Annotated in this window: 13 protein-coding genes; 1 reads left to right on the top strand and 12 read right to left on the bottom strand. The window is 66.8% G+C overall.

Translation table 11 applies throughout. The features are described from left to right. Positions 1-4: 4 nt before the first annotated feature. From GOC52_RS15115 to rlmD, 5 genes are all read right to left on the bottom strand, one after another. Complete coding sequence (locus tag GOC52_RS15115) at positions 5-559, bottom strand: hypoxanthine-guanine phosphoribosyltransferase (protein ID WP_005410592.1); 555 nt, start codon at positions 557-559, stop codon at positions 5-7. Beyond that, entirely contained in the window at positions 559-1,566 is a 1,008-nt protein-coding gene (gene nagZ / locus GOC52_RS15120) for a beta-N-acetylhexosaminidase (RefSeq protein WP_010482829.1), read from the bottom strand. Before nagZ ends, GOC52_RS15115 begins: the two co-directional genes overlap by 1 nt. 165 nt (positions 1,567-1,731) lie before the next feature. Continuing rightward, entirely contained in the window at positions 1,732-2,427 is a 696-nt protein-coding gene (locus GOC52_RS15125) for a DsbA family oxidoreductase (protein ID WP_043402358.1), read from the bottom strand. A 112-nt stretch (positions 2,428-2,539) separates the two neighbouring features. Then, positions 2,540-3,025 (bottom strand): CYTH domain-containing protein, encoded by a 486-nt coding sequence (locus tag GOC52_RS15130; RefSeq protein WP_043402365.1) that lies wholly within the window; start codon positions 3,023-3,025, stop codon positions 2,540-2,542. Positions 3,026-3,055: 30 nt separating this feature from the next. Then, a complete protein-coding gene (gene rlmD, locus GOC52_RS15135) occupies positions 3,056-4,390 on the bottom strand; it encodes a 23S rRNA (uracil(1939)-C(5))-methyltransferase RlmD (protein WP_010482826.1) in 1,335 nt (444 codons plus the stop codon). Between the two features lie 127 nt (positions 4,391-4,517). Here rlmD and GOC52_RS15140 point away from each other — a divergent pair, with 127 nt between their 5' ends. Continuing rightward, a complete protein-coding gene (locus GOC52_RS15140; protein WP_010482825.1) occupies positions 4,518-5,246 on the top strand; it encodes a response regulator in 729 nt (242 codons plus the stop codon). A gap of 525 nt (positions 5,247-5,771) precedes the next feature. Here GOC52_RS15140 and recO read toward each other — a convergent pair. From recO to GOC52_RS15175, 7 genes are all read right to left on the bottom strand, one after another. Continuing rightward, a complete protein-coding gene (recO, locus tag GOC52_RS15145; protein ID WP_010482824.1) occupies positions 5,772-6,491 on the bottom strand; it encodes a DNA repair protein RecO in 720 nt (239 codons plus the stop codon). 18 nt (positions 6,492-6,509) lie between these two features. Continuing rightward, positions 6,510-7,406: a GTPase Era gene (gene era, locus GOC52_RS15150; RefSeq protein WP_043402362.1), complete on the bottom strand. Its 897-nt coding sequence runs from the start codon at positions 7,404-7,406 to the stop codon at positions 6,510-6,512. Beyond that, positions 7,403-8,083 (bottom strand): ribonuclease III, encoded by a 681-nt coding sequence (gene rnc, locus GOC52_RS15155; RefSeq protein ID WP_010482822.1) that lies wholly within the window; start codon positions 8,081-8,083, stop codon positions 7,403-7,405. Before rnc ends, era begins: the two co-directional genes overlap by 4 nt. Beyond that, entirely contained in the window at positions 8,073-8,456 is a 384-nt protein-coding gene (locus GOC52_RS15160) for a DUF4845 domain-containing protein (protein WP_010482821.1), read from the bottom strand. Before GOC52_RS15160 ends, rnc begins: the two co-directional genes overlap by 11 nt. Before the next feature lie 52 nt (positions 8,457-8,508). Further along, the gene (gene lepB / locus GOC52_RS15165; RefSeq protein ID WP_010482820.1) at positions 8,509-9,303 is read right to left on the bottom strand and encodes a signal peptidase I; all 795 of its coding nucleotides are present in this window, start codon (positions 9,301-9,303) and stop codon (positions 8,509-8,511) included. Positions 9,304-9,357: 54 nt separating this feature from the next. After that, positions 9,358-11,151, bottom strand: coding sequence for a translation elongation factor 4 (lepA, locus tag GOC52_RS15170; protein WP_049435304.1), 1,794 nt, complete (start codon positions 11,149-11,151; stop codon positions 9,358-9,360). Between the two features lie 180 nt (positions 11,152-11,331). Continuing rightward, positions 11,332-12,867 (bottom strand): DegQ family serine endoprotease, encoded by a 1,536-nt coding sequence (locus GOC52_RS15175; RefSeq protein ID WP_043402378.1) that lies wholly within the window; start codon positions 12,865-12,867, stop codon positions 11,332-11,334. Between the last annotated feature and the right edge of the window lie 63 nt (positions 12,868-12,930).

The raw sequence follows: 12,930 nt of genomic DNA on the forward strand, positions 1-12,930 counted from the left end.
GCCGTTATTCCTTCATCGCGTAGATGGCCGGCACGCAGCGCAGGGTTTCATTGACGTCCATGCCGAAGCCGAACACGTAGCGGTCCGGCAGTTCGATGCCGGCGTAGTCGGCGGTCACGTCCGGCAGCGCGCGGTCGTGCTTCTTCACCGTCATCGCGGCGATGCGCACGTCGGTCGCGCCCTGTTCCAGGCACCAGGTGCGCACGCCCTGCAGGGTGTAGCCCTCGTCCAGGATATCGTCAACCAGCAGCACGCGGCGGCCGAACAGCGAAGTGGCCGGCTTGTGCTTCCATACCAGGTCGCCGCCGGTGGTTTCACCGCGGTAACGGGTAGCGTGCAGGTAATCGAACTGCACGTCCTGGCCGCGCGCGCCCAGTTCCAGTGCCAGCTGGCCGGCGAACGGCAGCGCACCGTGCATGATGGACAGGAACAGCGGCACCTCGCCCTTGTAATCGCGCGCGATGGCGTCGGCGATACCAGCGATGGCCTTGTCGATGGTGGGGCGGTCGACCAGCAGGTCAGCCTGGGCCAGGGCCTGGGAAATGGTGAGGTTGGGCATCAGACGGTTCTTCCAAGGGTTTCAAGCAGACGGGATTGGGTGTCGCCATGGCGGGCATCGGCCAGCAGGCCATCCCAGCCAAGCGCGCCACGGCCGATCAGGCCCAGCAGCGCAGCAGTATTGAGGGAGCGCCCCTGCACCGCGTGCAGGGCTTCATCGACCAGTTCCGGGTGGCAGACCAGCACCACGTCGCAGCCGGCATCCAGATGCGCGTGCACGCGCGCGGGCACACCACCGGCGCTGTGCGAGGCGGCCATGCCGATGTCATCGGAGAACACCACGCCGCGGAAGCCGAGCTCGCCGCGCAGGATGTCCTGGATCCAGCGCGGCGAATAGCCGGCCGGTTCAGGCGCAATCTGCGGGTAGATCACGTGCGCCATCATCACCGCGTCGGCACCGGCGGCGATGCCGGCCTGGAATGGCACCAGGTCCTGCGCGCGCAGCTCGTCCAGCGCGCGCGGGTCGATCGCGGTATCGACGTGGGTGTCTTCCAGCACGGTACCGTGGCCGGGGAAATGCTTGAGCGTGGCGGCCATGCCGACCGAATGCATGCCGCGCACGTAGGCGGCGGTGAACGCGGCCACCACCTGCGGGTCTTCACTGAAGGCGCGGTTGCCGATGGCACGGTTGCCACGGCCAAGGTCGACCACCGGCGCGAAGCTCAGGTCCACACCGCTGGCCCGTACCTCGCTGGCCATCAGCCAGGCGTGCCGTTCGGCCAATGCCAAGGCCTGCTGCGGGTCGGTGGCATACAGCGCACCAATGTCCTGCAGTGGCGGCAGATCGCTGTAACCCTCGCGGAAACGCTGCACGCGGCCGCCTTCCTGGTCCACGCAGATCAGCTGCGGGCGTGGGGCAGCGGCGCGGATGGCCGCGCTCAGATCGGTCACCTGCTGGCGCGAGGCGAAGTTGCGCTTGAACAGCACCACCCCGGCCACGGCATCGTGCTGCAGCCAGTCACGTTCCTGGGCGGTCAGTTCGGTACCGGCAACGCCGATCAGCAGCATGGTCGATCTCCACAACGCGCGCCCGCATGGCGCAGTGCCGCATTGTCGCAGAACCGGCCGACAGGCGCAGTGGTCAGAAAAAGGGGACGGAGGGGATCAAGGCGCAATCGACCCAGGTGGGCTGGATACCTCTTGATCCCCTCCGTCCCCTTTTGGGGGGGCAGGTCAGACCTTGCAGCCGTCCGGGCCGCAGGCCTCGTCGCCGTCAGCCGACGCTGCCGGAGCGCCCTGTTCGGCCGCGATCTGGCGCAGGGCGTTGGCGAAGGCCTCCGGCGGCTGTGCCCCGGAAATGGCCCACTTCCCATCGATGACGAAGGTCGGCACCGAAGAAACGCCCAATGCATGGGCCTGCGCCAGCTTGGCTTCGACCTCGGCCAGGCCGCGGTCGGAGGCCAGCATCTGCGCGATTTCGCCGGCGTCGAGGCCGCCCGCCACGCCGGCCTTGATCAGCACCGCGGGGTCGGCCAGGTTCTGGCCGTGCTCGAAGTGAGCGCGGAACAGAGCCTCGCCGACCGCATCCTGCACGCCATGCTCGCCGGCCAGCCACAGCACCCGGTGCGCCGGCAGCGTGGTCACCCGCACCTGGCCCTGGCTGAAGTCCATCGGCAGGCCCTCGGCACGCGCGGTGGTCTGGGTCTGGCCGAGGATCTGCTCGGTACGCTCGACGCCCCCGAACTTGCGCACGTAGGCCTCGCGCAGCGGCACCGGGGTGGCGTCCGCATCCGGATCCAGCTGGAACGGCTGCCAGTGGATATCGAGTTCAGGCGCGTTCGCGCCCAGCAACTGCACGCCCTGCTGGAAACGATGCTTGCCGATCCAGCACCAGGGGCAGACCACGTCGGAGTAGATATCGATTCTCATCCCCACGACATGGGGCCCGCCTCCCTCGTTAAAAGGGGACGGAGGGGACTAAGTCGGTTCCCGCACAGGTGGGGTAAAGACGACTTAATCCCCTCCGTCCCCTTTTTGGGGTTCACCACTGTGAATAGGGGTGACTGGCCAGCGCGACGTTGTAGTAGCGCGCATCGTCGGTGACTTCGGCACCCACCCAATCCGGCAGGTCGATCGCCTGGTCGGCGCTGTCCAGCTCGACCTCGGCCACCACCAGGCCGGCGTTGTCGCCGAGGAACTCGTCCACCTCCCAGGTCAGGCCGGCGTGTTCGACCAGATGACGGCGTTTGTCGATCAGACCACCCACGCACAACGCCAGCAGTGCGCGTGCATCGTCCACCGGGATCGGGTAATCGAACTCCTGGCGGGTATGGCCGATGGTGCGCGACTTCAGGTTCAACGCGGCGTGGTCGCCTTCGATGCGCACCCGCACCGAGGCGTTCTGGGTGCCGCGGTCAAGCGCCCCCATGTCGTTGATGTAGCCCTGCGCCATCGGGATCACCCGGTGCGCGGCGGCGCGCCAGCCATCGCTGCTGACGAGGAATTTGCGTTCGATTTCGATGCCCATCGCACCATTATGCGCGATGGGCATGACAGATCAGCGCTTCTCGAACACCGCGATGCTTTCCACGTGTGCGGTGTGCGGGAACATGTCCATGGCACCGGCGCTGACCAGGGTGAAGCCCTGTTCGTTGACCAGATAGCCGGCATCGCGGGCCAGCGAGCCCGGGTGGCAGCTGACGTAGACGATGCGCTTGAACTGCTTCAGCGGCAGCTGCTGCAGCACTTCGATCGCGCCCGAGCGCGGCGGGTCCAGCAGCAGCTTGTCGAAGCCCTGGCGCATCCACGGCGTGCTGCGCTGGTCCTGGGTCAGGTCGGCGCTGAAGAACTGGGCGTTGGCCAGGCCATTGCGCTCGGCGTTCTCACGGGCACGCGCGACCAGGCCGGCATCGCCTTCCACGCCGACCACTTCGCGCACGCGGCGCGCCAGCGGCAGGGTGAAATTGCCCAGGCCGCAGAACAGGTCCAGCACGCGCTCGTCCTCACCCGGTTCCAGCAGGTCCAGGGCGTGGGCGATCATCTTCTCGTTGAGCTTGGCATTGACCTGGATGAAGTCCAGCGGGCGGAACGCCAGTTCCACGTCCCACGGCGCCAGCCGGAACGACAGCGGCACGCCCTGCCCGTCCAGCGGCTGCACGGTGTCCACGCCGCCGGACTGCAGGTAGATCACGAAGCCATGCTGCTGGCCGAAGGCGGCCCAGGCCGCACGATCGGCGTCGCTGAGCGGCTGCAGGTGGCGCACGGTCAGGACTACGGCCTGGTCACCGGCGATGAACTCGATCTGCGGGATGTCACGCTTGCCATCGAGCGATTCGATGAAGGTGGACAGCGCCTCGACCTTGGTGCCGATCTCCGGGATCACGGTCAGGCACTGGCTGAGGTCGGCGACGAAACGCGGATCCTGTTCACGGAAGCCGACCAGGGTCTTGTCCTTCTTCTCGACCCGGCGCACCGAGAAGCGGCCCTTGCGCCGGTAGCCCCAGCTCTCGCCGACCAGCGGCGCCAGCACGGTTCCCGGCTTCACGTGGCCGATGCGCTCCAGGTTGTCCATCAGCACGCGCTGCTTGGCCACGATCTGCTGGTCTTCGTCCAGGTGCTGCAGCACGCAGCCGGCACAGGTGCCGAAGTGCGGGCACTTCGGGGTGACGCGCTGCGGCGAGGCCTTCAGCACTTCCACCGTGCGCGCTTCGTCGAAATGGCGGCTGCGGGCGGTCTGTTCGGCCATGACCACCTCACCCGGCAGTGCGCCGCTGACGAAGGTGACCTTGCCGCCCTCACCCTCACGGCGGGCGACGCCGCGACCATCATGGCTGAGGTCGAGGATCTCGGTCTGGAACGGGGTACGGTCGATGCGGGAGCGGGATCGGGCCACGTGGCAACAGGCTGCGGGCAAAAATGGGGGCGTATTGTCGCAGATCCTGACCGGCAGGGCCCGGACCCGCTTGCGCCCGCCGCCGCCGTGCTTGATGATTGCAACAGCTGACATGGAGGCAGCCCTGATGCAGATGACCCCGCGGGCCAGCCGGCCCCGCTTCCTGCTTGTCGAGGACGACATCATCAGCCGCGGTTTTTTCAAGGCGGCGTTGGAAACGTTACCGGCGGACGTGGACACCGCAGATTCACTGGCCAGTGCGCTGGCGAGCGCCGAACCCGGCGCGCATGACCTGTGGCTGATCGACGTCAACCTGCCGGACGGCAACGGCGCGCAGCTGCTGCGCGAACTGCGCCGTTCACACCCCGACACCCCGGCGTTGGCGCATACCGCCGACGGCGACACCTCCATCCATGCCCGCCTGCGTGAAGCTGGCTTCAGCGACACGCTGGTCAAGCCGCTGGGCCGCGACCAGTTACTGAAAGCCGTGCGCCGCGCGCTGGTGAACAGCCCCGCGGGGATCTTCGTTGCGCCGGCTCCGGCTGCGGTGGAGCTGCAGGTGCAGGACTGGGACGAGACCGCGGCACTGGCCGCGCTCAATGGCCAGCGCAACCACCTGATAGCCCTGCGCGAGCTGTTCCTGGCCGAGTTGCCGGGGGTACGCGACGCGGTCGAGCAGGCCGTGGACCAGCACGACGAGCGCCAGCTGCGCAGCCAGCTGCACCGGTTGCAGGCCAGTTGTGGCTTCGTCGGCGCGGCACGGCTGGGACGCGCGGTGCGGCAGCTGCATCATGCGCCGGAGTCCGGGCAGGCCCAGGACGGGTTCCGCGCGGCGGTGGCAGCGCTCCTGCACTGAGGGGGGGGCGGCAGGGCTTGCAGCCCTGCACCTGCCTCAAGCCAGAGCAACAGCCGAAGCAACGGCAATAGTGGGCATCCCGTGGGATGGCGGGGCACTGTGCGTATGCGGGGACGGCGCAAGTACGTCCATGTAGCCTTGGTCGCGCCATCCATGGCGCTCACACCCCGCAAACCCACAGTGCCCCGCCTTCGACAGTTGACCGGTGGCCAGTAGATCCACGCCATGCGTGGATGAATCTCTGTCAGATATCGAAATTCAAACTGGGGTCAGATCCGTTTTACTTCGGAAAACGGATCTGACCCCGTCGGCATGTCCAACAGCTCGCAAGAATCTGTCGAAGGCGGGGTGGGTCCGGTTGCGGGAGTGTCCGCGGCATGGATGCCGCGGCCAAGCCCCCAAGGACGGGTTTACGGCGTCTCCCGCAACCGGACCCACCCCGCCGACCCACGGATAACCAGCTTTTGCTTTTGACGTTGACGTTGATTCGGCAGGTGCAGGGCTGCAAGCCCTGCCGAACATCCCCTACCTGCGGGGCGCGAGCTGCTCGAGCATTTCCCAGGACTTCAGGCCGCGGGCGCCCAGGTGATGGGCCAGCACCCGCCGCATCGGCAGACGCAGGCTGGCCAGGTCGGCGGCATGGGGCTCTTCGTCGGCCGCCAACGCCAGCAGCGCCGAGCCAGTCGCCGCCGCCCGGCGTTCCCCACCGCGCTCGCTCAGCAGGCGCTGCGCGCCTTCCTGCGGATCCAGTTCGTAGCGCGCGGCCGGGTCGATCGGCTGGCCGTCGCTCGCGCTGTCCAGATCGAAACCCAGGCCCAGCGCGGACAGCAGCTCGCGTTCGAAGCGACGCAGGGTCCAGGCCAGGCCGGCGCCCACGGCCAGCCGCGCACGTGCCTCGCCGTAGGCCAGGTACAACTCAGGCAGCGGGTCCTGGCGCGGGGCCAAGCGCAGGGTCAGTTCACTCAGGTAGAAGCCGGCCAGCATCGCCTGGCCGACCAGGCGTGGCGCGGCATCCAGCGCCTCGGCACCCCGCAGCTGGGCCAGTTCGCCCCGCTGCTGGGCACTGAAGCGGATCCACTGCAGCGGCTGCAGAGCAGCGCGCAGCACCTGTCCCTTGGCGGTGGATACGCCACGCGCGAGCAGGCCGATCCGGCCATGCTGCGCACTCAACACTTCGACCAGCAGACTGGTCTCGCGGTAGGCCCGTGCGTGCAGCACGAAGCCAGTGTCGTCCTCGATCATCATCGAAGCGACCGCAACGGCTTACTCGTAACCGAAGGCCTTCAGTGCGGCCTCGTCGTCGGACCAGCCTTCACGCACGCGCACCCAGGTCTCCAGGAACACCTTGGCTCCGAACAGACGTTCCATCTGCAGGCGGGACTTGGCACCAATCTCCTTCAGCCGGGTGCCACCCTTGCCGATCACGATCGCCTTCTGGCCCTCGCGCTCGACCCAGATCACCGCGCCGATGCGCAGCAGGTTGCCATCTTCGGTGAAGCGCTCGATTTCCACGGTGGTCGCGTACGGCAGTTCCTCGCCGAGCTGGCGCATCAGCTGCTCACGCACCAGCTCGCCGGCCAGGAAACGCTGGCTGCGGTCGGTGATCTCGTCTTCGCCGAACATTGGCGGCGCTTCCGGCAACAGCGCCAGTACGTCGCGTACCAGTGCTTCCAGGCCGTTGCGCTTCTGCGCCGAGATCGGGTGCACGGACGAGAAATCGCGGCCGGCCGTGACTTCCTGCAGGAACGGCAGCAGCGCGCCCTTGTCCTTCAGACGGTCGATCTTGTTGACCACCAGCACCACCGGGATACCGGCGTCGCGCAGAACATTGAAGGCCAGGCTGTCTTCTTCGTCCCAGCGACCGGCTTCGATCACCAGCAGGCCGGCATCGACGCCTTCCAGCGAGCCGCGCGCGGCACGGTTCATCACCCGGTTCATCGCCCGCTTCTGCACCTTGTGCAGGCCGGGGGTGTCGACCAGCACCAACTGGCCTTCCGGATAGGTGGCGATGCCCAGCAGGCGATGGCGCGTGGTCTGCGGGCGGTTGGAAACGATGCTGACCTTGGCGCCGACCAGGGCATTGGTCAGGGTCGATTTGCCCACGTTCGGGCGGCCGATGACGGCCACGCTGCCGCAATGATGGGTAGTTTGTTCGCTCACTTGGAATCCAGTTGTTCTAGGACGGCTGCAGCCGCCTGTTGTTCGGCAAGCCGCCGCGAGGCGCCTTCGCCCTCGATGCTGGCGGCCGGGTCGGCTACGTTGCAGCGTACCCGGAAGTGCTTGGCGTGGTCGTCACCGGATTCTGACACCAGTTCATACTGCGGCAACGCCTTCTGTCGGGCCTGCAGCCATTCCTGCAGGCGGGTCTTGGGGTCCTTCTCGGGCCGGCCGGAGGCCGGCAGTGCCTCGATCGAAGCACTGAACCAGGGCAGTACCACCGCCCGGCAGGCCTCGAAGCCGGCATCCAGGTAGATCGCAGCCACCACGGCTTCCACCGCATCGGCCAGGATCGAGTCGCGGCGATGACCGCCGGACTTCATTTCGCCCGGGCCCAGGGTCAGCCGCTCGCCCAGTTCCAGGGTGCGCCCGATCACCGCCAGCGCGCCTTCACGCACCAGCTCGGCACGGGCACGGGTCATCGCCCCTTCGTCAGCCTTGGGCCAACGTCGGTACAACGCCTCGGCCGCCATCATGTTGACGATGCTGTCGCCGAGGAACTCCAGGCGCTCGTTGTGCGGCGCACCGGCACTGCGATGCGTCAGCGCCTGCTTGAGCAGGGCCGGGTCGCTGAAGGCATGACCAATCAGGTCGCCACGTTGGATGAATTTACTGGGCACCGCTTCGTGTCAGGTCCTGGGAAGAATCGAATTTGCCAACCACATCGAGGTTGCCGATCAGCTGACGGCGCACTTCGTAGTTGACCTTGAGGGTCCAGCCATTGTCGCGACGGTCGAACTTCACGTTGGCCGGCTTCACATTGTCCGAGTAGTTGATGTACAGGCGCTTGAAGAACAGGTCCTGGATGCGCGCCGGCTCCATGCTGCCCACGCCCGGCTCGTTGGCCAGGCTTTTCATCGCCGAGCGCACCGCGTAGTACTCCTGGTACATCGGGAACAGCTTCATGCCGATGTAGAGGAAGAAGCCAACCACGATCAGGACCGTCAGGAACGAGGTCAGGGTCATGCCACGCTGCGTGTTCATCGTCTTCATTGCGTTCTCCCCAGATACGCGTTGGATGTGAAAATACCCGGTTGATGCCCGGTCAGTTGATGCTCGAGCCGATCCGCGACGGCTCGAAACCATCCTTGCAGAACCAGCCCTGGCAGTTCAGCCAGATCAGGAAGGCCTTGCCGCGCAGGTTCTCTTCCGGCAGCAGGCCCCAGAAACGGCCATCGTCACTGTTGTCACGGTTGTCGCCCATCACCAGGTACTTGCCGGCCGGCACGGTCCACTGGCCCTGGCCACGCGGGTAGTCGGTCTCCAGCACCGTGTGGGTGCGGCCCGGCAGGTGCTCGACCAGCAGGTTGGCGCCCTCGCCCTGACCCTTGTGGCCGGCGTAGATGCCCTTGTTGTCGTACTTCAGCGGTTCGCCATTGAGGATCATGCCGTCGCCTTCGAAGACCACGGTGTCACCCGGCACGCCGATCACGCGCTTGATGAAGTTCTCGCCCTTTGCCGGGTCGTTGTCGCTGTGGCCGGGGAAGTGGAACACCACCACATCGCCACGCGACGGCTCGCCAAATGGCACGATCTTGGTGTTGCTGATCGGCAGGCGCAGGCCGTACGAGAACTTGTTGACCAGGATGAAATCACCGATCAACAGGTTCGGCATCATCGAGCTGGACGGGATCTTGTACGGCTCGGCGATGAAACTGCGCACGATCAGCACGATCGCCAGCACCGGGAAGAACGCACGCGAGTAATCCACCAGCACCGGCTCGGAATCGAGCAGGCCGGCGCGCTGGGCGCGACGCTTGGCGAGGTACAGCTTGTCCGCAAGCAGGATCAGGCCCGAGGCCAGGGTCAGCACGACCAGGAGGATCTCAAACAGTTTCATTCAGGGTCCTTTGCAACGTCACCAGACGACCGGCCCCGCAGGGCCGGTGCGGGCTTACTTGTTGTCCATCTGCAGCACGGCCAGGAACGCTTCCTGCGGGATCTCCACGCGGCCGACCTGCTTCATGCGCTTCTTGCCTTCCTTCTGCTTTTCCAGAAGCTTCTTCTTGCGCGAAACGTCGCCACCATAGCACTTGGCCAGCACGTTCTTGCGCATGGCCTTGACCGTGGTACGGGCGATGATCTGCGAGCCGACGGCGGCCTGGATGGCCACGTCGAACATCTGGCGCGGGATCAGGTCCTTCATCTTTTCGCACAGCTCGCGGCCACGGCGGTCGGCATGGCTGCGGTGCACGATCAGCGACAGCGCATCGACCTTGTCACCGTTGATCAGCACATCCACGCGCACGAACGGGCCGGCGTCGAAGCGCACGAAGTGGTAGTCCAGCGAGGCGTAGCCACGGCTGACCGACTTCAGCTTGTCGAAGAAGTCCAGCACCACTTCGGCCATCGGCAGCTCGTAGCTGATCTGCACCTGGCTGCCCAGGTAGTTGATGCCGATCTGGCTGCCGCGCTTTTCTTCGCACAGCTTGATGATGTTGCCGATGTACTCCTCGGGAGTGAGCACGTTGGCACGGATGATCGGCTCGCGGATCTCCTCGACCTGGTTCACCGGCGGCAGCTTGGCCGGGTTGTCCATGTTGATGATCGAGCCATCGGTCTTCAGGACTTCATACACCACCGTCGGCGCGGTGCTGATCAGGTCCAGGTTGTATTCGCGCTCCAGGCGCTCCTGCACGATTTCCATGTGCAGCATGCCGAGGAAGCCGCAGCGGAAGCCGAAGCCCATCGCCTCGGAGCTTTCCGGCTCGAAACGCAGCGCGGCATCGTTCAGGCGCAGCTTGTCCAGCGCTTCGCGCAGGTCCGGATAGTCCTCGGCATCGACCGGGAACAGGCCGGCGAACACGCGCGGCTGCATTTCCTGGAAGCCCGGCAGCGGCTTCGGTGCCGGGTCACCGGCCAGGGTCAGGGTGTCGCCGACCGGCGCACCGTGCACGTCCTTGATGCTGGCGGTGACCCAGCCCACTTCACCGGCACGCAGCGCCGGCAGCACCTTACGCTTCGGGGTGAACACGCCGACGTTGTCGACCTGGTGGTTGCGGCCGGTGGACATCACCTGCAGCTTGTCACCGGCCTTGATCTCGCCCTGCATCACGCGCACCAGCGAGACCACGCCCAGGTAGTTGTCGAACCAGGAGTCGATGATCAGCGCCTGCAGCTTGTCGGTGTCGCGCGGCGCCGGCGGCGGGATGCGATGCACGATCGCTTCCAGCACGTCCTGCACGTTCAGGCCGGTCTTGGCACTGACCGGCACGGCGTCGGAGGCGTCAATGCCGATCACGGCCTCGATCTCGGCCTTGGCGCGCTCGATGTCGGCGGTGGGCAGGTCGATCTTGTTGATCACCGGCACCACTTCCAGGCCCTGCTCCACGGCGGTGTAGCAGTTGGCCACCGACTGCGCTTCCACGCCCTGGGCCGCATCGACCACCAGCAGCGCGCCTTCGCAGGCGGCCAGCGAGCGGCTGACTTCATAGGAGAAGTCGACGTGGCCGGGGGTGTCGATGAAGTTCAGATGGTAGGTCTGCCCGTCCTTGGCCAGGTACGGCAGCGACACCGACTGCGCCTTGATCGTGATGCCACGCTCGCGCTCGATCGGGTTGGAGTCGAGCACCTGCGCTTCCATCTCGCGGGCCTGCAGGCCACCACAGAGCTGGATGATGCGGTCGGCCAGCGTGGACTTGCCGTGGTCGACATGGGCGATGATGGAGAAGTTGCGGATGTTCCGCATCGAATCAGAAGACATAGGTGGCGGCGGCGCGCGGCGTCGTCAGGGTAACGGTCGATTATCGCATGCCCGGCGCCCGCCCGCGAAAACGGCCTCATCGGACCGGGTCCGGAACGGCCGAAGCCCCGCCGGGGCGGGGCTTCGGAGGAGAAGCAAGGGCCGCCGAAGCGGCCCCGGCAGGCCTTACTGGCCGGCCTTGACCGCTACGAACGCGCTGTTGCCGCTGCCCGTGCGTACCAGCAGCATCACCACGTCGCCCTTCTTGTAGCTGGACAGCGCGCGGTTCAGCGCGTCCACGCTGCCGACCTGGGTGCTGGCCACCTGCAGGATCACCATGCCCGGAGACAGGCCCGCATCACGCGCGCCCTGGCCCTTGACCCCGGTGATGCGCACGCCTTCGCCCGATTCCAGGCCCAGCTGCTTGCGCTGCGGCGCGGTCAGGTCACTGACGTCCAGCCCCAGCAGGGCATTGGCGCCGGCCTGCGGCGCCGCATCGCTGTCGCCGGTGGCCGGGCCACGCGAACTGGCCTGCCCGTCTTCGGTCAGGGCGGTCAGGGTGGCGCTGAGGTCACGCGGCTTGCCATCTCGGATCACGCCCAGGGTGACCCGGCTGCCCGGTGCCATCGCGCCGATCAGCGGCGGCAGGTCGGACCAGCTGTTGACCGGCGCGCCGTTCACCGAGCGGATCACATCGCCGATCTTCACCCCGGCCCGGGCTGCAGCCGAATCCGGCACGATCTGGTTGACCAGGGCGCCGCGGCTGTCCGGCAGGCCCATCGCCTGCGCCTTCAGGCCGTCGATTTCCTGCACCACCGCGCCGAGCTGGCCGCGGGTGACCTTGCCGGTCTTCTTGATCTGCTCGACCGCACTCATCGCCAGGTCGATCGGGATCGCGAAGCTGATGCCCATGTAGCCGCCCGACGCGGAGAATATCTGCGAATTGATGCCGACCACTTCGCCACGGGTGTTCAGCAGCGGGCCACCGGAGTTGCCCTGGTTGATCGCCACGTCGGTCTGGATGAAGGGCACGTAACGCTGGTCCGGACCGCCGGTGCTGCGGCCGAGGGCGCTGACCACGCCGGCAGTGACCGAGTGATCGAGGCCGAACGGCGAGCCGATCGCGACCACCCACTGACCCGGCTTGAGGGAGTTGGAGTCGCCAACGCGCACGGTCGGCAGGTTCTTGCCGTCGATCTTCAGCAGTGCGACATCGTACTGCTGGTCGCTGCCCACCACTTTCGCGGTGAACTCACGGCGGTCACCCAGCTTGACCTTCACCTCGCTGGCATCGGCCACCACGTGGTAGTTGGTCAGTACATAACCATCGGGCGAGATGATGAAGCCCGAGCCCATGCCGCGGCCCTTGATGCTCGGGCCACCGTCCGGGCCGCCCGGGCCCTGCCCCGGCATCGGGAAATCCGGGCCGAAGAAGCGGCGGAAGAACTCCGGCATGTCATCGCCGCCGCCCATCGGGCCCCGTGAGGCCTGGCGGTTGTTGCGGACGATGGTGGTGTCGACGTTGACCACGCCAGGCCCGACCTGTTCGACCAGATTGGTGAAGTCAGGCAGGCCCGTGACCAGCGGCTGGGCCGGCGCCCGCGGCGCGGCGGCCGGCGCGGCCTGGGTCTGGGCGGCCGGAGCCGGGGCCTGCGCGCAGGCCATCAACGGCAGGGTCAGGGCCAGCAGGCCCATGGCCTGCGTGCGGAGTCGGGGAGTCATCGGACGGCAACCTCCGGATCGGATGGAAAAAGGAATACGGGCCCCGCCGACGGCGGGGCATGA

It is taken from the genome of Stenotrophomonas sp. SXG-1 (assembly GCF_014083965.1).
In the GTDB taxonomy this organism is placed as follows: Bacteria; Pseudomonadota; Gammaproteobacteria; order Xanthomonadales; family Xanthomonadaceae; genus Stenotrophomonas; species Stenotrophomonas geniculata.